The organism is Bacillus sp. JJ1562, from assembly GCF_036962705.1.
In the GTDB taxonomy this organism is placed as follows: domain Bacteria; phylum Bacillota; class Bacilli; order Bacillales; family Bacillaceae_L; genus Ferdinandcohnia.
Genome location: NZ_JBALOQ010000027.1, coordinates 1 through 24,109, shown reverse-complemented (window position 1 = coordinate 24,109; position 24,109 = coordinate 1). Strand labels below are relative to the sequence as shown.

At 35.4% G+C, this 24,109-nt stretch carries 24 protein-coding genes and 1 pseudogene; 17 read left to right on the top strand and 8 right to left on the bottom strand.

All coding sequences use genetic code 11. From position 1 onward, the window contains the following. Positions 1-201: 201 nt before the first annotated feature. Together V7097_RS17455 and V7097_RS17450 are read left to right on the top strand one after the other, a co-directional pair. Complete coding sequence (locus V7097_RS17455) at positions 202-1,017, top strand: undecaprenyl-diphosphate phosphatase (protein ID WP_335704913.1); 816 nt, start codon at positions 202-204, stop codon at positions 1,015-1,017. Between the two features lie 189 nt (positions 1,018-1,206). Continuing rightward, positions 1,207-2,370, top strand: a complete 1,164-nt coding sequence (locus V7097_RS17450) for a cation:proton antiporter (protein WP_335704912.1) — start codon at positions 1,207-1,209, stop codon at positions 2,368-2,370. Between the two features lie 469 nt (positions 2,371-2,839). On the opposite strand, the gene V7097_RS17445 is transcribed toward V7097_RS17450, so the two are convergent. Together V7097_RS17445 and V7097_RS17440 are read right to left on the bottom strand one after the other, a co-directional pair. Then, a complete protein-coding gene (locus V7097_RS17445; RefSeq protein ID WP_335704911.1) occupies positions 2,840-3,742 on the bottom strand; it encodes an RNA polymerase sigma-70 factor in 903 nt (300 codons plus the stop codon). Beyond that, positions 3,720-5,033 (bottom strand): phytoene desaturase family protein, encoded by a 1,314-nt coding sequence (locus tag V7097_RS17440; RefSeq protein WP_335704910.1) that lies wholly within the window; start codon positions 5,031-5,033, stop codon positions 3,720-3,722. The genes V7097_RS17445 and V7097_RS17440 overlap by 23 nt, the downstream gene beginning before the upstream one ends. Before the next feature lie 223 nt (positions 5,034-5,256). On the opposite strand from V7097_RS17440, the gene V7097_RS17435 reads away from it, so the two are divergent. Next, positions 5,257-6,012, top strand: coding sequence for a glycosyltransferase (locus V7097_RS17435; RefSeq protein ID WP_335704909.1), 756 nt, complete (start codon positions 5,257-5,259; stop codon positions 6,010-6,012). Between the two features lie 417 nt (positions 6,013-6,429). Then, a complete protein-coding gene (locus V7097_RS17430) occupies positions 6,430-6,891 on the top strand; it encodes a CarD family transcriptional regulator (protein WP_335705019.1) in 462 nt (153 codons plus the stop codon). Positions 6,892-7,831: 940 nt separating this feature from the next. Here V7097_RS17430 and V7097_RS17425 read toward each other — a convergent pair. Beyond that, complete coding sequence (locus V7097_RS17425) at positions 7,832-8,284, bottom strand: hypothetical protein (protein ID WP_335704908.1); 453 nt, start codon at positions 8,282-8,284, stop codon at positions 7,832-7,834. Between the two features lie 203 nt (positions 8,285-8,487). Here V7097_RS17425 and V7097_RS17420 point away from each other — a divergent pair, with 203 nt between their 5' ends. Continuing rightward, on the top strand, positions 8,488-9,195 hold the full coding sequence (locus V7097_RS17420; RefSeq protein ID WP_335704907.1) for a DNA alkylation repair protein: 708 nt from the start codon (positions 8,488-8,490) through the stop codon (positions 9,193-9,195). 182 nt (positions 9,196-9,377) lie between these two features. Here the strand turns inward: V7097_RS17420 and V7097_RS17415 are convergent, their stop codons facing one another. Next, positions 9,378-9,674, bottom strand: a complete 297-nt coding sequence (locus V7097_RS17415; RefSeq protein WP_335704906.1) for a 4a-hydroxytetrahydrobiopterin dehydratase — start codon at positions 9,672-9,674, stop codon at positions 9,378-9,380. A 32-nt stretch (positions 9,675-9,706) separates the two neighbouring features. Continuing rightward, positions 9,707-11,149, bottom strand: coding sequence for a PQQ-dependent sugar dehydrogenase (locus tag V7097_RS17410; RefSeq protein WP_335705018.1), 1,443 nt, complete (start codon positions 11,147-11,149; stop codon positions 9,707-9,709). A gap of 182 nt (positions 11,150-11,331) precedes the next feature. Here V7097_RS17410 and V7097_RS17405 point away from each other — a divergent pair, with 182 nt between their 5' ends. The 8 genes from V7097_RS17405 to V7097_RS17370 all read left to right on the top strand — a co-directional run bounded on the left by V7097_RS17405 (position 11,332) and on the right by V7097_RS17370 (position 17,477). Then, positions 11,332-11,904 carry a hypothetical protein gene (locus V7097_RS17405; RefSeq protein ID WP_335704905.1) on the top strand — a complete coding sequence of 191 codons (573 nt, stop codon included), beginning with the start codon at positions 11,332-11,334 and terminating at the stop codon, positions 11,902-11,904. A 69-nt stretch (positions 11,905-11,973) separates the two neighbouring features. Beyond that, positions 11,974-12,582, top strand: a complete 609-nt coding sequence (locus V7097_RS17400; protein WP_335704904.1) for a hypothetical protein — start codon at positions 11,974-11,976, stop codon at positions 12,580-12,582. Positions 12,583-12,709: 127 nt separating this feature from the next. After that, positions 12,710-13,336, top strand: coding sequence for an NUDIX hydrolase (locus V7097_RS17395; protein WP_335704903.1), 627 nt, complete (start codon positions 12,710-12,712; stop codon positions 13,334-13,336). Positions 13,337-13,987: 651 nt separating this feature from the next. Continuing rightward, the gene (locus V7097_RS17390) at positions 13,988-14,707 is read left to right on the top strand and encodes a GNAT family N-acetyltransferase (RefSeq protein WP_335704902.1); all 720 of its coding nucleotides are present in this window, start codon (positions 13,988-13,990) and stop codon (positions 14,705-14,707) included. Positions 14,708-14,922: 215 nt separating this feature from the next. After that, positions 14,923-15,291, top strand: a complete 369-nt coding sequence (locus tag V7097_RS17385) for a hypothetical protein (RefSeq protein ID WP_335704901.1) — start codon at positions 14,923-14,925, stop codon at positions 15,289-15,291. A gap of 196 nt (positions 15,292-15,487) precedes the next feature. Beyond that, positions 15,488-15,898, top strand: a complete 411-nt coding sequence (locus tag V7097_RS17380; RefSeq protein ID WP_335704900.1) for an ABC transporter permease — start codon at positions 15,488-15,490, stop codon at positions 15,896-15,898. Between the two features lie 184 nt (positions 15,899-16,082). Further along, complete coding sequence (locus V7097_RS17375) at positions 16,083-16,544, top strand: YrvL family regulatory protein (RefSeq protein WP_335704899.1); 462 nt, start codon at positions 16,083-16,085, stop codon at positions 16,542-16,544. Between the two features lie 51 nt (positions 16,545-16,595). Beyond that, a complete protein-coding gene (locus tag V7097_RS17370) occupies positions 16,596-17,477 on the top strand; it encodes a PhzF family phenazine biosynthesis protein (protein ID WP_335705017.1) in 882 nt (293 codons plus the stop codon). Positions 17,478-17,789: 312 nt separating this feature from the next. Here the strand turns inward: V7097_RS17370 and V7097_RS17365 are convergent, their stop codons facing one another. The 3 genes and pseudogenes from V7097_RS17365 to V7097_RS17355 all read right to left on the bottom strand — a co-directional run bounded on the left by V7097_RS17365 (position 17,790) and on the right by V7097_RS17355 (position 20,472). Next, positions 17,790-18,791, bottom strand: a complete 1,002-nt coding sequence (locus V7097_RS17365; protein WP_335704898.1) for a DUF3231 family protein — start codon at positions 18,789-18,791, stop codon at positions 17,790-17,792. Positions 18,792-18,834: 43 nt separating this feature from the next. Further along, positions 18,835-19,294: pseudogene (locus V7097_RS17360) on the bottom strand (hypothetical protein). 827 nt (positions 19,295-20,121) lie between these two features. Next, entirely contained in the window at positions 20,122-20,472 is a 351-nt protein-coding gene (locus V7097_RS17355) for a winged helix-turn-helix transcriptional regulator (RefSeq protein ID WP_335704897.1), read from the bottom strand. Positions 20,473-20,653: 181 nt separating this feature from the next. Between V7097_RS17355 and V7097_RS17350 the strand changes: the two genes are divergently transcribed. The 4 genes from V7097_RS17350 to V7097_RS17335 all read left to right on the top strand — a co-directional run bounded on the left by V7097_RS17350 (position 20,654) and on the right by V7097_RS17335 (position 24,001). Continuing rightward, positions 20,654-20,839, top strand: coding sequence for a hypothetical protein (locus V7097_RS17350; protein ID WP_335704896.1), 186 nt, complete (start codon positions 20,654-20,656; stop codon positions 20,837-20,839). 87 nt (positions 20,840-20,926) lie between these two features. Next, complete coding sequence (locus V7097_RS17345; protein WP_335704895.1) at positions 20,927-21,493, top strand: NADPH-dependent FMN reductase; 567 nt, start codon at positions 20,927-20,929, stop codon at positions 21,491-21,493. 110 nt (positions 21,494-21,603) lie between these two features. After that, on the top strand, positions 21,604-22,650 hold the full coding sequence (locus V7097_RS17340) for an LLM class flavin-dependent oxidoreductase (protein ID WP_335704894.1): 1,047 nt from the start codon (positions 21,604-21,606) through the stop codon (positions 22,648-22,650). A gap of 151 nt (positions 22,651-22,801) precedes the next feature. Then, positions 22,802-24,001: an MFS transporter gene (locus tag V7097_RS17335; protein WP_335704893.1), complete on the top strand. Its 1,200-nt coding sequence runs from the start codon at positions 22,802-22,804 to the stop codon at positions 23,999-24,001. Positions 24,002-24,109: the final 108 nt, after the last annotated feature.

Below are 24,109 nucleotides of genomic sequence, written 5' to 3'. Positions count from 1 at the left end.
CTTCGTTTAGCTTTATAACTTCAACAAAATAAGCGATAATCCTTCTTGGATTATGGCACTCAATCCATTTCGAATTCTTTTTTTGTTACATAAAACCTTACAACATTGTAAGGGAAATGAAAGAATCATCGTTTTTTTTGTTAGGCAATTGGTGATATACTAAACCACAGACAAAAAAATTATGAAAATGTGGAGGGCAAAATGGGAGAATCGGAATTTATATATATCGTTAAAATGATTATTATCGGGATAGTTCAAGGTTTTACAGAACCTATTCCTGTGTCGTCTAGTGGTCATGTCATGATTGCCAGTGAAATTTTGGGACTAGGTGAACAAGGATTTACCTTTGCAATATTAACAAACACAGCTTCACTTCTTGCGATCGTTTATATTTACAGACAAGATATTGCAAGGCTTATCATCAATACATTTTATTATTTAAAAACCAGAGAGCAACGCTATAAAAGTGACTTTCTCTTTGCTTGCTATATCGTGATTGGCACAATACCGGCTGCGGTCCTTGGTATTTTATTAAGTGACTATATTGCTGAAAATGTTAGTATGACAACAATTGCTTTGATGTTATTCGTAACAGGTATTGCCCTATGGTTAATTCGTAATATAAAGGGTTATAAAGACGATCGTAATCTCACATACAAAGATGCGTTCATTGTAGGTTTAGGTCAGGCTGTCGCATTAACCCCTGGCATTAGTCGCTCAGGTGCAACCATTATTTCAGCGGTTGCTGTTGGGATGAAACAAGATACTGCACTTCGATTTTCATTCATGTTGTATATTCCAGTAAGCCTCGGCGGTGTTATACTTGGCTTTTCTGACTTTATGAATGAACCGAATAAAGCAGACTTAGCAGTTCCTTATTTAACGGCATTTATTGCAACTCTTTTCATGACTTATTTTGCGATGAGATGGTTTATGGGAATTATGAAAAATGGAAAACTAGTGTATTTTACCTATTATTGTTTCATAGTTGGGGTATTGCTTTTAATTTTCTTCTAAAAAGCTGTTACGTAAAATTAGGAAAAATTCCCCCTGTATCTCTAAGATTACTTATGTTAGAATGCAAGTATACAAACTTAATATGAAACAAAACTTGGAGGAGTCTGTCACCAAGGGATATCTATGTCCTTTGGTAACAGGCTCTTTTTGCATTTTAGGAAGTTAATAATATATGAAAGGTGGAAATGTATGTTTATTCTTCAATTAGCTCTAATTATCCTTGCTGCGAAACTTGCAGGTGCACTGAGTGTAAGGCTTGGTCAACCTTCTGTTCTGGGAGAAATCATTGTAGGAGTTTTACTAGGACCATCTGTTTTTGGATTAATCGAAGCAACTGATACCTTAGCGACGTTTAGTACTATAGGTGTTATTTTGTTGATGTTTATCGCGGGTCTAGAAACGGACTTGGGTGAATTTAAACGATCAGGTAAATCGTCGACCTTTGTAGGTTTTGGCGGCATTATTGTTCCGTTATTTTTAGGATATTTTTTAGGGATTATGATGGATTTATCAAACCTGCAAGCCTGGTTTTTAGGCGTCATGTTTTCTGCGACAAGTGTAAGTATCTCTGTTCAAGCACTAAAAGAAATGAATCAATTAAAGACACCTGAGGGAACGACGATCCTTGGTGCCGCTGTTTTGGATGATGTTGTGGTAATGATTATTTTAGCATTCTTAATGAGCTTTGCTGGGGGAGATGTATCATTAACTACACTGGTTATTAAGAAAGCATTATTCTTTGTCTTCGCTATTTTAGTTGCTTGGAAAGTGGTTCCATGGTTAATGAATAAACTTACAAAATTACCAGTAAGCGAGGCGGTCATTTCAGCTGCGTTAATTATTTGTTTTGTTTATGCATATGTAGCTGATTATACGGGTGTAGCAAACATTATTGGTGCATACATCGCGGGAATTGCCATAGGGACAACCAATTTCAAACAGGTCGTTTTTGAAAAGGTTGAATCGATCAGCTACTCCATCTTTGTTCCGGTATTCTTTGCCTATATTGGTATTTCAGCTGTTTTTACTGGAATTCTGGATAACTTAGGTTTGATTATTGCGCTTAGTATCTTCGCTGTTTTAACCAAATTTATTGGAGCAGGAGCGGGTGCTAAACTTTCTGGATTTAATTGGAATAGCTCTGCAGGAATCGGCTCAGCCATGGTTTCTCGTGGTGAAGTTGCATTAATTGTTGCATCGATGGGAATCGCATCAAATTTAATAACTCCAGATTTGTATGCAACCATGATTGTCGTTGTGATTGTAACAACGGTGGTTACCCCTCCGATGATGAAGATCTTTTTAAAATCAAATATGAAAATTGAATCAAAAGTTAGTCGATCAATAAGTTAGGTAGCTTAGGACGCAGTCAAAAAATAAGGATCATCAATTTGATGGTCTTTATTTTTTGGAAAACATTTGAAATATTGTGTTAGAATAAGGCTATAAAGATGTTGTACTAGAGAATTGGAAAAGAATCCAAACCAAAACAACTATGATGGAGTGTAATGAAAATAAAACGATTTTTATCTATAGCAGTCAGTTATTTAATGGCAGGATTTGGTTGTTATTACATTTTTTCAGGCAATATTAACTTTTTTAGCATAATGATATTAGTAGCTGGTGTAATTGGTGTTCTATTTGATGTTTTTAATAAAAAGTTGAGAACAGAATAAATTTTTATTGTTGCTTATTCAAAGAATGGGCACTTTAGAAAGGAGAAGCGCCCGGTTTTGAAATAGGAGGTGCAAATGTGGAAAAAATCGATTATACGATTCAGCCCCCAGATAGAGCGCTTTTTAATAAAAAATATACTATTAACTCATTTCCATATATTAAGTGCATTTCCGTCGTTAAAATGAGTGAGCTTTTCTGGATTCATAACGATATAGACGTTCGAAATCTGATGACCTTGAAATTGAAAGGTAACAACAGTGAATGTGGTTTCTTCAATTTTAACGATGATTCCAGATTGGCCGTTAATCTCGTGGACTGTACAAGTAAACCCTTGTGGAACTTTTGGAAATATTGCGTTGAAGTACTTACTAATTTTATCGGAACCATGTATTGGACGTACAGCAGCCTGCACTTTCCCTCCACCATCCGTGTACAACACACTCTCCGTTGTCAACAGATCTAACAGCAGATTCATGTTCCCAGTCATTAAGGCATTTGCAAATTCTTTTGCCATATTACTCATTTCCGCTTTTTTCGAGATTCTTTCCTTTGGAATACCACCTATAACTTTTTTTGTACGATGGTAGATTTGCCGGCAATTAACACTGCTTTTATCAATGATTTCCGCAATGTCGGTATACTGGTATTGAAAGACCTCTCGCAATATAAAAACTACCCGCTCTGTCGCAGATAAATGTTGAAGCAATAGCAAATAAGCTGTGGAAAGAGATTCTTTCAGAACATAATTCTCCAAGGGATCATCAAGATTACTATCAAGACCGGAGTCTGTCATGACTGGCTCCGGCAGCCAGGGTCCGACATATGTTTCACGTAGTTTTCCAGCTGATCTAAGTAAATCAATGGAACGGTGTGTTACGATTTTACACATATAAGACTTAACATGACGTACATTTTCCTTTGGTGTTTTTTCCAATGAGAGGAACGCTTCGTGAACCATATCCTCTGCATCATTTACACTGCCTAAAATATGATAAGACAAAGAAAAAAGTAATGGTTTCAATTCTTTATAAAGCTTCCCTGTGTCCATGCATGTCTCCTTCCGCTTTTAGTTCTTCAATAATAGCTATTGCAGCTCGTCTAGCACTGCCTAGTGAGGCGTCAACCAACAATTCGCCACGCCCCGTCCAATCTCCTGCAACATACAACCCCGGAATTTCAGGAACGGACGGTCCGGGAGAAAGGTCATAGCGATCAAGTGAGTTGAAATCGTGACTTGCGGTTATGTGAGGCAGAAATTGCCGAGTGATTTCTTCTTCTTTCCACCCTGGTTGAACGACATCCATCGCCTCTTCCAATTGGCGCAAATCCAGCTTTGCGTTCCCTGTGCCCGTACCGAGATACTTAACAAGATGTATCACAATGGTACCGTCTTCACTCATTTTCGTGGTGGAGGTCGGATTATTATAGAAAATCGGCTGATCTATCCAAAAGCCTGCGATAAAATTGGCATCTGGTTTCGGAAGCTTTCGTAATACGAGATCCAAACAAGCTACGTTGACTGAACGTGCTTGATTTTTCCATAGTTTCAGTCTAGTGTGTTCCGAGTTATGGACAAGATCGTACGTTTCTTTAAGTCCTGCGGTTACGAGAACGTAGGGTACCTCTAAAGTATCACCATTTGTAAAAAGAACTGTCTGGACTGACTTGTTATACTTGATTTCAGTTACGTTATGACGATTCATGATCGTGACCCCTACTAAAGCAGCCTGAATTTTAAGGTTTTCAACGAGGGTTCCCCAGCCCTCAGAAATATAAAAAGCTTTTCCGCTGAAAGTACGTTGTAATTGCCGTATGGCAGGTCCTGCTAGGTGAAGATCTGGGTAAGGGACGAACGAGTTGGAACGGCAAATGGAAAACATTAGAAGACGAACCATAGGATCCTGAATTTCCTTCTCCGCCCATTCCTTTAGGCTAATATTATCTATTTTTTCAGTATCAATATTATTCAGCTTTATCATTAAACGGGCGAGACCTATTTTTCCTTTTAATGAAAATAGGTTGTCAGAGAGCAATTTTAGTGGTCCAGTTGGAATGGTATAAACCTTGTCTTTCCATATCCCTACTGCTGAAGCAGAAGGGTTTGCTCCGCTCAAAGGAATGCCTAATTCTTTTAAGACAGATTCACCTGCCCCATTCTGGTAAAAGGCGTGCACTCCTAAATTCAGCATTGCCTTCTTCTTTTTAATTGTCTGCCCGCGGCCTCCTAATTGGTTGCTTTTTTCCAAAAGAATCACTGAATAACCGGCTTTTGCCAGATAATTAGACGCTGCTAATCCTGAAATTCCTCCACCAACAATTGCAACATCGTATTGTTTCATAAAATTCACTCCATTCTTGTTTACTAATAAGGCGGATTGGAGGAGGGGTTTGTGACAAAATCGGTTAAAAATATGTGAAATAAAACGGATGGTCTTAATATTTTGATGTTAAATTGGAATATTATGTTAATATCAAATGGAGAGGTCTTTTGCTAAAAGCTTATTTTATATACATTTTATGAAAAAGTGAAAATGGATTCATTAAAAAGGGGGGAGCAATTGTATGAATGAAAAGGAGAGAGCTTTAGAAAGTAAAGAGGAAATAAAGATTTCAATCATCATACCGGCCCATAATGAAGAAAAGTACATTGGAAAATGCTTAGAATCTATTTCAAAAGCCTCAAAATTAATTAAAGATCAAGTTGAAATCATTGTTGTATTAAATCGGTGTACGGATAGAACGGAAGAAATTGCGAAATCGTATAAATGTATCACACTAAAGAATAGTGATAAAAATCTTTCTAAGATTAGGAACGCAGGTGTTGAATTAGCTAGAGGTGACATCATCGTTACAATTGATGCAGATACACAAATGAACGAACATATGTTGAATAAGGTAGAGGAGTACTTGGCTACTGGAGAGTACATTGGTGGTGGAGTTACAGGGAGGTTTGAAAGAATGTCTTTAGGTATTTTTGTTTCAACCTTATTATTAATTGGCCCCCTATTAATTAAATATGGAGCAATTTCTGTAGGAATCTTCTGGTGCTACAAAAAGGATTTTCAATCAATTAAGGGATTTAATGAAGATATGCTTATGGCAGAAGATGCTGATTTCGCAAAACGATTAAAAGAGTGGGGAAAAAAGCATGGAAAAAAATACGGGACGATTCAAAATGGGATGATTACTTCAAGCAGAAAGTTTGATAAACATGGAGACTGGGCTTTGCTTAAACATCCGAAAATAATCTTTGCATATCTTAAAGGAACAGACCAGAAATATGCGGATGAAGCATATTATGAAGATCAAGATAGATAGATATAACAATGGACATAGAGTGCAAGATATTCTTCAACTAACGGTGCAGGATAATTTAATATAAGTATTTTCACAGTAGATAATAAAGTTGAAAAATCGTAAAACACTAAGGAATAATAATGCTTTATTAAACTCGGGTGCGATTGCTGAACAAGGCAATCGCTTTTTGTATTAAATTCGCAGAAAGGTTTTATATAGAATAATAATATTAAGGTTAGTAGAGGCTTCATAATTACGCAGAAAATTAACCTTCCTTTATTGGTATTCCGACCCGATTCCTATTGTTTTTGCTTTTTTAGATTTTTAAAGAAAAAAGTAGTTGACACTTAAAATGGATTTATGATATTATTAAAAATTTGATAAAAAATAATCTATGTGTTAAGGTTAAGAAGGTTACCATAAATGGAGGTGGATTATTTGTTTCAAGTTGGCGATAACATTGTTTATCCAATGCACGGAGCAGGTATAATTAAAGCCATAGAAGAAAAGGAAGTTTCTGGGGAAAAACAACAGTATTATGTCATAAAAATGTTAATCGGTAATATGCAGGTCATGATTCCTAAGGATAAAATATTGAGTTCAAATATACGCCCTGTTACTGACTTTAATGCATTAAAACAAATCATACACATTTTTCAGCATGGAGAATCAGATAGATTACTGCCGTGGAAACAAAGGTATAAAGTGAACACAGACAAAATAAAAACAGGTAAAATGCAAGAATGTGCTGAAGTTGTACGTGATTTAATGCGTATGAAGAATGAAAAAGCACTTAATACAAGCGAAAAAAAAATGTTAGATAACGCACAAGAATTTTTGATTGGTGAACTGGAATTAATTAAAGGGATTACTGAAAATCAAATAAAAAGTTTCCGTTAAGGTTAATTTAAGTTAATGAATCACATCTCCCAAAAATATCCTGAATTTTTTGGGAATATGTTTATTATTAAAAGTAAATCTTTTCAAGACATTCAACTTCTTCAACTCACCTTTAGAGCATTAACCTCTTTTGTATTTCTACAATCTAATCCATTTTTATTATTTAAATTTCTTTTACGAACGATTGAGGTTTCATCAAATAACTCGATAAAATAGTCACTTGATTTTTGCAAGCCTGATTCACACTGGCACGGACAAGGAGCCGTAAGGATGAAAGAGAGGTAGGGCTTTCATTGTTTTAGGTATACAATATATGATTTAAGTCATTATTTCTAGAAGAAAAAACAATTAATCACACCTCGATCTTTAAGAATTTTTAACATCTACTAAAGACAGTGAATAGTAATTGTTTATCTTCTTTACGTAAAAGAGAAAAACGAATTGGTACGCCATATGGTCAACTACAAAAATGGTTTCCAGACCAGGAGACCATTTTTTATTTTATTTACATAACAATAGTAAAGATTGCTGGTGATGTTTTTAAATCCTTAGATGAAGGGAAACGAGTAAAATTTATATTCTAAAAGGACAACGTGGCTCTCAACAGAAAACGTTTCTATCTCCTCTCCCTTTGTAAATATGAAACTTTGATCATAGGGGGATAGACAAGGGGTTCTTTGTATCTATGGGGACCACTCAATTTTTCAACGTCATGAGTTATTGTTTATTGAGACTTCTGATTATAAAATACGAGTTTTCACACCAATTGTGAAAAATTGTACTTAGGCGAACGGGTGATTTAGTTAAACAAGAATAAATACACAAAAAACACCGTACTAATTTCGGTGTTTTTTGTATGAGATTTAACTTGCTATTTTCTCATCTATTTTTAGTTTTGTACTTCAAAACAGAACCCGTTACCTAAAAGAGGCTTTGTTTACTATTCTTGATAAAAAACAAATGATTCTTTAAATTTACGTGCAGGGACCTTTTTTTCGTTATTTAATCGTTCATACGGTTTTTCTCTCCAAGTAACGATGACTTCAATTTGCTCTGCATTTATCGAAACTGGTTGGTTTGTATGATGATAGTAGTCCTGGTCTAATGATGTTACTTCACTTAGTGCAAACATAGTCTTAGTATATGGCTCATCTCGATATACTTCGAATGTCAGATCGTATACCTTTTCACCGATGTTTTTAATATCAATACTATAAAGGTTGAAAAGATCCTTTTCCTCGGTTAATTTTTCGGACTCAGCTTTTCCAAGAGTTACTTTCCAGTGGTTAGATGTTTGGGTTACTGGTAGGTCCTTTATTGAGGCAGCACTTGCTGAAAGGGAGCTACTTATAATGGTAAGAACACTAATTATAGCGACAAAAATATGTTTCATTTACATTCCTCCCAATATATAAATCAAAAGTAGTATTACCTTATAATTACAATTAAATGTGCAGATTTTGAAGACTGTCTTTGCTGTCCTCGGTAAGAATAGACCATCAAAATAGGTATGGGCTATAATAGGAAGGGAATCACCTTAAGAATATAAACTAGTGGTTATAATAAGGTACCGTTTAAGGTAAGGAGTGCAAAATGATGGATTTTGAAACAGTAATGCAGGAGCTTGAGGCCCTAGGTAAGGAACGAATGAAAAAAATGTACATATCCAATGGTGCGAAAGAGCCGGTTTTTGGCGTTGCTACAGGTGCTATGAAACCAATCTCAAAGAAAATAAAAATAAATCAATCTTTAGCGGAAGAGCTATATGCCACAGGTAACTACGATGCGATGTACTTTGCGGGAATTATTGCAGACCCAAAAGCCATGACTGAGTCAGATTTTGATCGTTGGATGGATGACGCGTATTTTTATATGCTATCCGATTACGTGGTGGCAGTAACTTTGTCAGAGTCAGATATTGCACAAGACGTTGCTGATAAATGGATTGCAAGTGGTGAGGAGCTCAGAATGTCAGCGGGTTGGAGCTGTTACTGCTGGCTGTTAGGGAATCGCAAAGACCATGAATTCTCTGAAAGCAAGCTTTCTAATATGCTTGATTTGGTAAAGAATACAATTCATGATTCACCTGAAAGAACGAAGTCTGCTATGAATAATTTTCTATATACCGTAGGAATTTCATATGTACCACTACATGAAAAGGCAGTTGAAACAGCAACGGAAGTAGGTATCGTTGAAGTCAAACGGGAGAAGAAAAAAAGCAGCTTCCTAAATGCTTACGAAAATATTCAAAAAGAACTGGATAGAGGCAAGCTTGGCTTCAAACGTAAATATGTTAGGTGTTAAAATTAGCTTAGTTTCGGGGTGTTGATCCAAAAAAGGATTGACCCCTTTTTTGGTGAAGTTAGTATAGCTGCTTTTATCACAATAAAAAAGCAGGTGTTAAAACAACACCTGATAAAATACTTGTTAATTAAACTATTATTCTCTGTATTCAATGAAATTACTTATATATTCAACACTTTTACCTATTTTTTAATCTGTACATATAACTCATCGTATTTTTGGGCTAATGTAAAATCCAAATCTGTTAATCCCCTCGCATGCCAAGATGTTATTTTAACAGAGATAAGCTTATAGTCAATGGAGATAAAGGGATGATGGTTCATTCTTTCAGACAAGTGGGCAACATTTTGAACAAATTCGATACCGTTTAGATATTCCTTAAACCGATACTTCCGTTCAATCCACTTTCCATCGGTCAATTTCCAGTTTGGATTTTCTGTGAGTTTATTTTGGATGGCTTCGCTACTTAGTTTTTCCATGTTCATTCTCTCCTTTGTTAATTTCATAAGAATCATGGAACAATTTCAAATATAGTACCTTGGTTTAAATCAGTTACTTTCATAGAGCCATAAGTCCCTAAATATAATCTTGTTTGGTCAAGGTTCGTACCCAGACTCATATAATAAGCTGGTTGATTCCCAAAATTATAGTCGGTTTCAATCACACTGAAATCACTTAGTTTACAATCTGGCCTAACCCTTGTATAGGCCAAAGCCCCTCTAACCGGAGTTTGAGTTTCATCCTTCCGGGCAAGGTCAATAAACACCACACTTCCCGTTAAAGCAGGGATTTCTTTCCCCATATATGGCTGGACACCTGTAAGTGCAGTTCCTGAAAATTTGTCGGGGCGGGGATCCTTGTGGAAATAACTAGTTAACGGCGGAATCCGCTTCACTGAGGTTTGAATCGCTTCATTGTAATAAGCATTCACAATTTCAGCCAAATTCGGATTTTCAGAGCAGCTATTTAAAGTCGAAGTAGGAAACGCTCCTTCCCACCCTCGCCAACCAAAGTTAACAAAACCTTCTTGGTTGGTTTCCCTGTGTCCCACAAGCTGAGAAACTGGTATTGGTTTATAGTGAATGAATGAAAAAATCGACTCTACTAAATCCTGTCCGACAAATCCTACATATTTAATATACTGATTATAATACTTTTGAAATGAAATCCCCGGTATATTGCGAACCCCTTTGGCAATTACCGTAAGTGTTTCCTGAATAGGTACGGGAAGTTCATTAAAACGTGTGACTACGGGTGGGTTTGAGATTGATGTATTTTTACTTACATCTATTTCAATGATTTTACCCGCGATTTCCATCTCGTCCTGGCTCAAATTAAATGGATCATAGCCTGATCCACCATCTCCGGTTGTTAAAACAAGTTTTCCAGTTTCAGGTGAAAAGTTTAAGCTATTAACACCATTATGATTAAAAAATGGTCTTCTTAAGTTTAATAATGTCCGTCGTTTTTGAGGTTGACCATTTGATTGTAAAATCCATTCTTCAACTGTATCAATATGATCATATTGGGTATCTCTATTTGTCCACCTTAGGTTTAAAGTATTGGGATCACAGGGGTTAGGCTTAAAAAATTCAGGAAGAGCCTCTCGACCTTGTTTTGCAGCTTCTGAAACAGGAAGAGCACCTGGACCTTGTGTACCAGCTACTGAATAATGAAGATAAAACAAACCGTTATAATAAAATTGGGGATGAAATGCTAGTCCTAGCAATCCCCTCTCATCATATCCTCCACCATTAGCACCTTGTTTTATGATCCGTGGGCGAATATCTAAAAAAGTCCTAACATCACCGTTTCCTATGTAAAAGATTTCTCCGACCTGGGTTGCAATAAATAATCTTTCAATGGATTCACCTGGAAGAATAGTTGTTTTTAAAACAGTGGGTAAATTGATTCGATTTAAAATGGGACGTAAACTAACCTTAATTTTTCTCAACAATCTTTACACCCCTTCTCATTGTTTTCTCTTATCAGAATATGAGTAGTAGGGCTCTAATAGTACCAAGAGTGGATGCGGATTCAATATTAGGAAAGTGTCTAGAAAAAAGGCAGCTGATCTTGAACAATTTCTAACATAAACTTCATTCTCATTGCATTTACCTATAATGGGGGTGTCTAATGAGGACATTATTCAAAAAAGTAACTTCTTGTGTTCGGGGGGATGAGGTAATCCCACCGATTGATAGTTATTCAAAGACAATGCGAATTGTAGTTGGTGCTTTATTAGGATCAATAGCGGTTATTTTTCAATCTGCTGGGGTATTTACTGGTATTGGTTATATCCTAAGTATGATGAGCACGGGTCCTCTTGTGCTTGCTAGCCTAATGTCACTCAGAATAGGTGTGATGACTTATTTCGTAACCGGATTTCTATTAGCAATACTCCAGCCAAGTGAGCTGTTGGTATTCATCTTTACTACAGGATTATTAGGACTCAGCTTAGGTATTGGTCTTAAATATTTAAAGAAAAGCCTATTTATTATTCTATTTGCAGCTTTATCTTTGACGCTAGGTATTAGTTTATTATTATACGTATTAAAATTTCCAATACTGGGACCATCGGTAACATCTCATTTTAATAGTATGGTTATTTTAGGAACATTTGCTTTCTCGATATTGTATAGCTGGATTTGGAAGATTGTTAGTATCTCAGCATTTAAAGGGCTCAATAAAATTATTTCTCGACGATAGTGGGACGATGTACCTGTCCACTCACCCCATAATTTGGTAAAATGATTAATGGTTGAGGAGGGAGTTGAAATGAAGAGAATGCCATTTGAACCACCGACTGATTATTACAATGAACAGTTAATCGATATTGATGAGCAAATATGCTCTTTGTTAAAAAAACGTAAGGAGATTTCGAACAATAACCCAGGTTTTCCACCTGATCATGTTATTTCTGAATGGGCTTTAAAGTACGATCTGTATGAGGATTACTTAAAATCTTTATTTGGATCAATGAGAATTGACGACCTGTTTAAACCTAGGATTGAACCGACTGGATTTAGAAAATACCTATCGGTTTTAAAAACGATTGAAAAAGGTGAACGTATATATACTGTAACTGTTATTCGACAGTATGAGAATGCTAGTGTAATAAAACTTTATATCGATTGGGATGGAACAAAGGACTTACCACCGGACCTAAATCATCATCACCATAATACGTTTGAATTGTTTGTAGGGGAAGATTATGATTGTAGGTTGGAAGGTGCAGGTGGGTCAACAGGTCATTATACATACAACTTCATTGTTTCTCCGCCGTTACCTGACGATATTTCAAAGCTGGAATTAATATTTAGAGAGTACAGTGACCCCTTTAGGGAAAAGCCAACAGGTCTTGAAATTGTTATGGATATAGAATAATAAACCAAAGAGTACTTTAATAGACATTCTAGCTGCAATTGAAGGCAGCTTTTTCTATTTGTACAAAGGATCAGGATTATACACTGAAAAGACGAGACAATTTTTTAAGTGACTAGGAGGAAAATGTATGGAAGAGCAAGAAAAAATAAAGATATTTGATGATAATAAGAATCTAATAGGTATAGCTTCTCGGAGCGATGTACATCGGATTGGATACTGGCATGAAGTGTTTTATTGTTGGTTTATCAGTAATGAACAGGGAATAGATTATATCTATTTACAGCTTCGTAGTAATAATAAAAAAGACTATCCTAATCTATTAGATATTACTGCGGCTGGACATTTATTAGCTGCTGAAACAGTTGAGGATGGAGTAAGAGAAATTAATGAAGAAATTGGGATAGATGTAGCTTTTGAGGAGTTAATAAAGTTAGGTGTGCTTGATTATTCTGTGGTGCAAGAAGATTTTGTTGATAAAGAACAAGCGAACGTTTTTTTATATAAGAGCGAAAATATCTTGGATGACTTCACTCTTCAAGTGGAAGAGGTTTCAGGGATAGTGAAAGCTAAATTTATTGATTTTTCTCAACTTTGGTTTGGTGAAAAAGATGAAATCGAAATCAGTGGATTTGAAATAAATGATGATGGAAAAAAGCAAATAATTAAAGAAAATGTAAGCAGGGATAAATTCGTTCCACACCCAGTTTCTTTTTATAAAGAAGTTATTCAAAAAATACACGAACACGTAGGATAATACTATCTATGTTTAATAAACGAGAGCGATATTTACCAATGGCTATTGCTTCTTCAACTATTGAACCATGGTTAGTGAAAGAAGGGATATGAATAAATGACATTTAAGGAGGAAGATTTGATTTTAAATAAAAAACACTCTAATTCTTTCCAAAACGGTCAAATACTATAAAAAGGGAGGGCAATACAGAATGGAATTCAAGTTTGGGGACAGTGCTATTGTTCTACCACCCTTACATATTACGATTATCGCAATAATAATTATCATTATTTTAGTAAGGTGGAGCAAGCAATTAGAAACACGACGTTTTACGGTTTTCTTTTACTTTCTGATAAGCACTTACATTGCTCCAATTTATTCTCACAGCACAAAAGAAGGTGTCTTTGAACTATGGATTCCCTTGGGATTTATAGTAGTTTTCCTTTACTTGATTCGTAGCAAGAGAAACCATCCATCCAAAATGAAAGCGAGTATTTTAGGGCTTAGCATAGCATTATATCAGTTAATTTTTCAATATGTTGGGGGTTTTTGATATTTCAATAACAGGTGCAATAGTACAATAATGAAGATCAATTTTTGGAGTTCTTATCAATTTTTCTGTTCTCAGTAATCGGGCTATATTGTTGAAATATGTGAATTGGAGGACTTTTTATGGAGAAAAAAACGGAACTAAAAAGAGCAATTGATTTTTTTATTCAAGGTGAGTTTTACTGTAGTCGCCAACCTAGGACCCAATTATATGATTACGATTCTATAAAACATCTTGCTCTTGGTACAAATGTTGATGGCAGAACTGATGAGTTCTTCGTTTATAATTCCAATCCTACTCACGTTATCGAAATCATAAATAAACAAGACATGAAAGAAGACTATTGGCTAACAGTGTTTTCTGATGAAAAACCGAATAGTTATGATGCGGAGGGATATATCATCAAAAATACAGAGTTTCTTATGATGTTAAATCTGGATAGCTGGTCTATTGAAATAGATAACAAGATCATCAAACGGGTCAAAACAGAGGAGGAGGCTCGACGTATCAATCATTTTTTCGAAAGGGATGTTATCGAGCTAAGAATATTAGAAGATCCAAATCTGCATTTTTATGTTGGTGAGGTGAACGGGCATCCTACAACATATGGACGTTATTTACTGTTAGATGAAACGGTATGTTTTTTGAGCGATGTATTTACTTCGAAAATTCATAGAGGAAAAGGAATGGCCAAAGCACTTTGCCGAAAAATGCTTATTGATGCCCAAAATGAAGGCGCCACCAAGAGTGTGCTCGCTTCTAGTCAAATGGGGCATCCTCTATATCTAAAATTGGGTTATCAAGATGTAACAAAAATGTGGGTGCTTACGAAGCAATCCTAAATAAGAGGGCGCGATAGTTTAATAAACTTTACTTTTCTTCTTCAACGATCCTGCGCATTACTGGAAGAACGGTACTGTTCTTACTTATTTAAGTAACGGTGTAATTAAGTTCAACAAGAAACCTACTTTTAAGGAATTTCGTCAAATTTAGTGGGGAGTATTATATTCCAATATTGGTATTATTGGTTTATCTATTTAGAAAGGAGCTTTCAGAAATGTTGGTTCTAGCCCTAGTTTTAGGTGGTTTAATGATTTACTTTTTAACACCATTAACAAGAGAAATGGATAGAAACTTTAAGAAATATTCAAATAAGAGCTTATCTGTCGCCTTAAAGAATAGTTTTATTTTTACCACGGTACATAAAAAGGCTATCTTTGCTTTGTTATTGGTAACTGTATCTTTGGTAGCAATCTGGTGGTCACACTTAGATATTGAATCCTATAATATCGCTCATGGAGGAGAAACGTTAATTGATCCAACCAAACAGGCAATTACTTATATGATAGGTGCTGCAAGCTATGCATTGGGAATCTACCTATTCTTAATAATCAAAAGAACCATAAAAATAATAAAGTCCAAATAAGGAAAGTGTTTTATTAACGGGAACGGGTTTTCTACGATAATTCAGGAAGGATTGTCGCTTATTTTTGTTGAAATTATTAAGCTCAGACGGGCAGGATAGTACAACTTTTACAATATTTGGAGGGATTTGTTCCTAATGAACTACAAAGATTTAATGAATTGTGATGGGGAGATTTTTTTAAAGGAAATTGTTGAACATGTTTGAACAACAGCTCTATAAACTAGTAGGGAAATCACCTAATATTTTTTTGATATTCGCTGTTATCATTATTCTATTTTACTCTGGAATTTCATTTGCATTCGTGATTCCTGGATTGAAGGGGTTCAATCTGTTTTTTATGATTTTTACATTATTGATGTATTTTGTGGCATCAAATGTATTTGTAGGTCTATTTAAAGATAGGAAATGGTTCGTTTTTATAATTTCTATGCTATTAAGTAGCCTTGGAATGGGGTGGCGTTTATGGCTCGAATGGGGAGAGTTTAGTCTAGTCGAACATATGAATCTAGCAGTTTACGTTGGTTATCCAAGTATAAATGCTCTCATCATTACAGTATTTTATAACATTAGCAGTTCCTATATGGAAAGAAATTTATCTAAATTTTAAATGGTATGATTAAGTAGGGAAATAATTTACTAAAACTAATAGGTAGTGCTAGAGAAATTAGACGACCAGTAATATGGTCGTCTTTTCTCTTAACAAAATATTAATATTACGTTTGGAATATTATGTTAGTATTGAATTATTGATCTAATAATACTAGAATACCGGAAGAAGTTGAAACAGACCTATGACAGAACAAAAAAATGATTCATTTCGTGATATGAATATTAAAGAAAGAATAGGAACAGTTGTCGGAATAGGACTTCTCATTATTGGGGTGGTCGGCTTTCTATTTGGGTTTTACTTTTTTGGAATGGCAGGGGTTTTTGAACTGCTTGGCGTTCAATATACATCTAGTTGGTCACTGGTTATTTTTGTTGTCAGTTTTTTTATTCTTGGCGTCATTGTAGAATTGTTCTTCAATGCAATCTTCAATCTGTCAGTCCGAAATATAACAGGAAAAGTAAAGTTGTTTTTGATTCGAATTAGTTTTGAAGGCATGTCGAAATTTCTAGTCCTTTTTATAGTGGATGAATTTATGAAAAGTATAACACTTTCCTTAGTGACGGAGATTTTGATTGCGTTAGTGTTTGCCGTACTAGAATCTGTTTTTGATGATAAGGATAAAGCTGCAAATATTGATAAATAAGGAACTTTATTCTACTTGGGGTTAATACAAAAAAATTATACAGGGGCGACTATCGTGAAAATCAATTATTCCATTGTGGATGTATTTTCAGAAGGAAAATATACAGGGAATCCACTTGCAGTTTTTAAAAATGCTAGACATCTTTCTGATTGCGAAATGCAGCAAATAGCCAAAGAAATTAATTATTCGGAAACTACTTTTATCACGTCTGATTTAAAAAATGACGGTGGTTTTGATGTGCGTATTTTTACACCGAATGAAGAGGTTCCTTTTGCCGGCCATCCTACTTTAGGAACTGCCTTTATCATTCAAAACGAAGTATTAGAGGAACCCTCTCAACAACTTATTCTAAATTATAAAGCAGGGCAGATACCAGTTTCATTTGATAATCAGGAAGAAGTTCTATGGATGAAACAAAATGTACCTACCTTTGGTCAAATTTTTGATAAGGAAATAGTTTCTGATGTTTTAAACATAGATAGCAAATACGTAGACGATAGGTTTCCTATCCAGGAGGTTTCGACTGGACTTCCAGTCATTGTTGTCCCCATAAAATCGTTAGAGGCTGTCAAGAAAGTAAACATTAATAGAGAAAAATATTTTAAGTTAATTGAAAAAACGGATGCAAAAGCTATTCTGGTTTTTTCTCAAGAAGTATATAAATCGGAAAATGATCTAAATGTTCGAGACTTTGCAGATTACTATGGTATTCCCGAAGATGCAGCTACAGGTAGTTCGAATGGGTGTTTAGCCGCTTACCTAGTTAAATACCAATATCTCAATAGAAGTGAAATTAACATTAGAGTAGAACAGGGATATGAAATTAAAAGACCTTCATTATTATTTTTAAAAGCAAATGAGAATAACGGGAAAATTAACGTTAATGTAGGCGGCAAAGTAGTAAAAATTGCTCAAGGTGAATGGTTTCTATAATACCCTTCCGTATTAATAACGGGTAGCAATAGCTGAATGGTGTTGTCTATACAGTATCTCCGATTGTCCAATAAGGATAGTCGCTTCTTGTAATAAAGTGCCTTAATTAGAGTGTGTTCTCTAATTATCCTAACCTGCAAAGTTCAAGCATTTTGGAATAACATCTTCTTCAATGGTAGAAAAAGCAGGGATTTAGATTAGTTAAATATAGAGAAACCTCTATCTTATATTGATATTATTTCAAAGTGAAATAATACAAGAACCCCTTACTATTCAGGAGGACTTGTATTAGTTCAGAAAATCTCTACTTGATTATTTAGTTAATTGATTCCTATCCTGCATTTGTGGAGGCTCTTCAAGCCAACCATTTTTAGCCATGAGTTTTCCACCCTCCGACCCATAAGTTAATATGTCTTTTGCTTCACTAATCATTTTTAATGGGAGGTCACTTCGTAAACTAAATGCTGTCCCTAATGCACTGCTTCCTAAACCAAAGCTACAAAAAAGGCTGGTACAGTACATCATTAGTTTATCTGAAAAAGGAGCTACCTTGGAGTCTGTTGCATTTGCCCCCCATGTTGAAGGTGGTTGAATATCACTTTGAAGAAATAATTGCGTATTATCAGTTACAATTTTTTTCGCCAATTCTTTTCCTTTTATGAAGTATTTTTTTACTTCAGGTTCATTGGCCACTTGTGCGAACCCGGTTATTAATTGCATACCAATAATATTTGATTCAATTGAGTGATATAAATGTGATACTTCTACTGTATTTAATGCTCGTTTTTCTGAAAATAAGTTAAAACCACTCATATAATTGGTTCCCTCTACAAACTCCACAGACTTTGGCATAGTTACTGCAGGAGGACGTGTTAAAACATCTTTTTCTTGTAAATAGTCCACGCATTCATCGTAAACACTTTGAGTAAATGCAGTTAATTCCTTATAGAGAAGTACGATATCTTTACGATATGCCATATTTATATGGAGAGTATGTAATCCCATGCTTATTTCTTGGAGCAGTCGAAGAAACATAATATCAAACATGTTGTCATACAGCTTAGGCACGCCAATATTCACATCTTGTTCCGTGTATCCAACAGGAATGACAGCACCTTCATTTTTGAAGATGCTTTTTATATCTTCTAGATAGTTAATAATTTTCATATGAGTATCTTGCATAATCTCTTTAGCTCGTTTGTCATCTGCTTGTTCTATAAAATATTCAAGCATTCTTTGTATCATTGTTTTTTCCTGATAGGTCATCCACAACGTTCCTAATTCACTTGAACTTAAAGCCTGTTTTTGAGTCATAATATTTGCCTCCATTTTTTATTTCCTCAAATAATAACCACTTTCATTGAACCTTAATTCGGACTAATATACACTTTATAAAATTTCCAACCAATAAGCCTGGTATTAAAGATAAAATTGGAAGAAACACAGGGCCAAATAATATTTGTCCTAATTTTAGTGAAGGAGAGTACATAAGCCCAATTGTTACAAAAAAAGCCCAAAATACAAAAGGAAGATAGGAATAAGGAGAAGTTTCTCCTTCAAGCATCCTTAAATGCATCCCACAAAGCAAACATATATAGACAGGGATAGAACATTAGCCATTGGTAATTTGTTACTTCGATTGCTTCTTTAATATTTCCTTGAAAGCTATACAAAATCACCATATTAAAATGACTATTAACATTAACGAGGAACTCCAAAAAAATTAAAACTATACCTTTTACCATTTTTCTGTTTAATAATTGAGCAAAGTCTGGTAGAGCTATTCTCCACAGAATAGCTTCTAACTTATCATTCATATAATTTTCCTTATCATTGGTGATAAATTTAATATTTACTACAAGACAAATAATATGTATTATGGATTTAATCTTCAATCATTCTTCAACTAAAAGGTGCTATACTTTAAGATCAGGCTGCCATAATGGTGGCTTTTTATTTAGGTCAAATGATAAATATTTAACATAAGGATTTCTTATCTGAGGTTGAATAAAAGTATTCATAAGGAAAGGAGCCAACTGGCTCCCCTAACTATGAAATGATTTCGAATCATCAAACTGAATAGTCTTCTCTTCCATAAGGTTGATTCAAAATGTAGGGTGTAAAGACCAGTAAAGTTGAACCAATTGCATTTCATACTTTAAATGTTTTTTATAAAAATAAATGTGTTTTTCTGGATCAATATGTTCATAAAACTTTGCCAAAGTTCCGTACAGACTGGTCTTTTGAAGAAGTTGTGCCAAACGTGGATCCACTAAAATATCTACTTTCGTTATGTGATCATGACTAACATATGCCTAGTAGGTTTTTGTGTATAGACAATTGTCACGAATTTTTAAGAAAAAAGCCCTGTTCTATTATTAATTGAGGTACTTTTACACGGAGGTTCTAGTGCTGAATCAAAACGATGACACATAAAAGAGCGATATTTTTTTGCTTTTATGTATCAATTGGGTTTCTCAATCAGAGCTGTCATAAATAAGTTTTTCTTCTTCAACTAAATAGCAGTTGTGCAGTTGAAGATCGATGTTTAACTTGTGTTCAACAATCGGGCCATAAAATTGAGCAACACCTTTTAATAAATCTGGATATTTAATAAAAAAAAGCTGCCAATAGATGCAGCTTTTTATTTACTCGCCCATTCATTCATTTTTTGTTTTTTATGAAATGTATGCTTTGTTCCCCATTCATGCATTGCGTGTAAGATTGGTTCCAAGCTCCTGCCGTATTCAGTAATCGAATATTCCACTTTAGGAGGAACCTGTGGATAGACAACACGCTGAATAATATCCTCGTTTTCTAACTCACGTAATTGATTAGTCAACATTTTTTGCGTGATTCCTGGCATTCTTCGTTTCAATTCACTAAACCTTTGAGTACCGTTCTTCAATAAATGCAATAAGATAATTGGTTTCCATTTCCCGACTAATATGCCTAAAGCATCTTCAACACGACAAAATTTTGGTTCTATATTCATTCTAATTACCCCTTTAGTATCTTTTTGTATACTATACCACTTTTAAGTGCGTACTTCTTTATTATTTCTTTACTGATTATAATAGCATTGTTAATAGATATTTGGAAGGGCGTTTCTATGGGAGAGTTAAAAAAATAAAAGTACGGGTATGGAACTTGGACGATATACATTAGGAGATTATTTGTTAACAAAAGAAAATGAAAAACCAATTACTGAATATCAGCGAACTAAAAATATGGTCGAAATAGCGAAAGTTGCTGAGGATGCAAGGTTGGATATTTTTGGAATAGGCGAAAGCCATCAACAACTTTTTGTCTCTTCTTCTCCACAAAATATAATGGCAACGCTAGTTGGAGTAACCAATTAAACTAAACTAATTAGTGCTGCTGCGGTATTAAGTAAACTTGAGCCAGTAAAAGTGTATGAAGACGCTAAAAGCAAGGAGGAATAAAAAATGAAAATTGTAGGATTATCCGGTTCAAAGGTAGGATCAAAAACGAGAACCGCTATGGAATATACGGTAAAAGAACTTACAGAGCAATATGCTGATATTGAAGTGACATTAATTGATTTAGCTGATTATGTTGTTCAGTTTAGTGACGGTCGTGACTACCGAGAATATGAAGGCGATACAAAATATGTGGCAGAAACGATTATGGATGCAGATGCAATTATTATTGGAACACCTATTTTTCAAGCATCCATACCGGCTACATTAAAGAATATATTTGACTTACTTCCTGAAAAAGCATTTCGTGATAAGGTTGTCAGTATGCTTGTAACAGCAGGATCATCAAAGCATTATTTGGTAGTAGAACAACAACTAAAACCAATATTGTCCTATTTGAAGGCACAAGTTGTTCAGACGTATGTTTTTATAGAAGAGAAAGATTTTTATCGAAAGGAAATCGTTAATGATGATACTATTTTCCGAATTCAACGGTTAGTAGAAGATACGGTTGTTTTAACTGAAACCTATACCAATATCTGGAAAGTAAAAGAAGAAGAATACGGTTTTTAATGAAAATTAATTCACAATATACCAGAATAATATCTAATAAAGAAATTCTACAGTGTACTTCAATTTTGCATTAAGAAAGTTTAATTATATGACTGAAAGGGGATTGCCTTATGAGCAAGACAAATCAAGAGAAGTTTGAATTTGGTATCTATACTTTTGGAGAAATAATTCCAGATCCTATTACTGGAAAAATGATTTCAGCGGAAGAACGCATTCAAAATATAATCGAGACAGCGAAGCTAGCCGATGAAGCAGGAGTGGATATCTTTGGCTTAGGGGAACATCATCGTTTGGATTTTGCGGTTTCAGCAACTCCTGTTGTATTAGCAGCGATTGCACAAGCAACGAAAAATATTCGACTAGCCAGCGCTACAACCGTATTAGGTACAGCAGACCCTGTAAGAGTGTTTGAAGACTTTTCGACGGTAGATTTAATCTCAGGAGGGCGTGCTGAAATCATAGCTGGTAGAGGAGCATTTATTGAATCGTTCCCTCTTTTTGGCTATGACTTGGATGATTATCATGAACTTTTTGAAGAGAAATTACAATTGTTACAAGAATTAAATAATCATGAACGTGTTACATGGCAAGGGAAGTATCGTTCGCCATTAAATAATAGCGAGATTGCACCTAGACCAAAACAAGATAAGATTCCTGTTTGGAGAGGAGTAGGAGGTACCCCTGCAAGTGCAGTTCGGGCTGGGCAGGCTGGGTTTGGAATGGCACTCGCTATTTTAGGAGGTAATCCTTTTTATGTAAAACCTTTAGTAGAAGCCTATCGTCAAGCTGGGATTTCGGCAGGACACGCAGAAGAGGATTTAAAAATTGCAATCACAAGCCATGGCTATATTGGCAAGACTGCAGAACAAGCTGTTAATGAATTTTACCCATATTATTCTAATTATATTAGAACGATGATGAGAAGAAATATTCCTAAAGATCAAGTGGCAGCAGCTGTTTCTAAAAACGATGCACTTGCTGTTGGAGGTCCTGAAGAAATCGTTGAAAAAATTCTTTATCAGCGCGAATTATTTGGTCATGATCGCTTTATTATGCAGCTTGATATTTGTCAGCCAATCTCCCAAATTGCTAGTGCAATTGAATTATTAGCTACTAAAGTAATGCCACTAGTAAGACAAGAAATAAAAAACAAATAAATTAAAAAGTTAATATTCTAGAATAGTGCGCTTTAATGAAGTAATGAAATAGCCCAATTTCTTATTAATTTACGGTGAAGTTGGGCTTTTTAGTATTGGTTTGAAATTTATAATAAGATCCTAAGATCCTGAAGGAGAGTTTGAAATTTTTATGAAAAAAAAATATATTCTAATGATAATAGCATTATTTATTGCCTCATTGAACTTGCGTCCGGCAATTAACTCAATCGCACCATTGCTCGAAACGATTAGAACGAGCTTAGGAATGAACGCCTCCGTTGCGAGTTTACTGACCTCGATTCCTGTTCTTTGTATGGGGCTCTTCGCTCCTGTAGCCGTAAAGTTCAGCGGAAAATGGGGTATTGAGCGGGTATTGGGATGGTCGCTGTTTGTTATCGGAGTCGGTACTGTTCTTAGGTTTTTCACGAATTCGGGCTCATTTTTGCTTATTACCGCTTTTATCGCGGGTATAGGAATTGCATTTGTAGGACCGCTACTTCCCGGATTTATTAAGCGCCACTTTCCGAAGCATGTGCCTTCGATGATTGCGATATACACGGTTGCGCTTACTCTGGGAGCAGCACTAAGCTCGAGCTTGATTGTGCCGATGCAGAATAGTATGAACTCTTGGCAGAGCGCGCTCGGGATATGGGCGGTAATCGCATTCGTCGCAGTGCTGTTATGGTGGTTGTTCGTTATGCGGCAAATTAGACCGCAAGATCATCCCGCTTCAACCGGCACGAAGACGAGTATGCCATGGACAAATAAGAAAGCCTGGCTACTTACACTGACGTTCGGTTTGATGGCTATGCTATTCTATTCAATCACAGCTTGGTTGCCACAGATTATTCAAGGGATGGGCTATAGTAAGTCCTACGCTGCAAGTGCTCTTACGATTTTCGTCGTTGTTCAGATTCCGATAAGCCTTGTTTTGCCGATCTTGCTTCGTAAATTCCCTTCCCGTCGCTTTTGGCTAATGGTTGCAGCGCTATTGGAACTCGTCGGGCTTGTTATGCTTGCGTACTCCATTGAACCGTGGGTTGCCACGATCTTTATTGGTGTGGGCGCCGGCGGATTGTTTTCTCTCAATCTACTACTGCCTTTGGACGCTACCGACAATCCGCAGGAGGCGGCTGCTTGGTCGGCCATGACTCAATCAGCGGGCTATGTGATAGGGGCAACTGGCCCCCTTATTCTTGGCTGGATTCACGATGCGACGAATAGCTTCTCAACAGCAATAGTCGGGCTAATTGTAATTAATGTAATGATGATGGTCGTGCAGACTGCCGCCACTACCATAAAAAGAAAACAACAATCGGAAGAAATTAATCGCAATTATAAAATATCATAATTTTAACAGACTTAAAGCTAAAAAAGGAGCATAAAAACAATATCTAAAGGTAAACTTGTTTTTGGACTTTGTGAAATATTGTACTTAAGCTAAACCAGCTAATAGTTT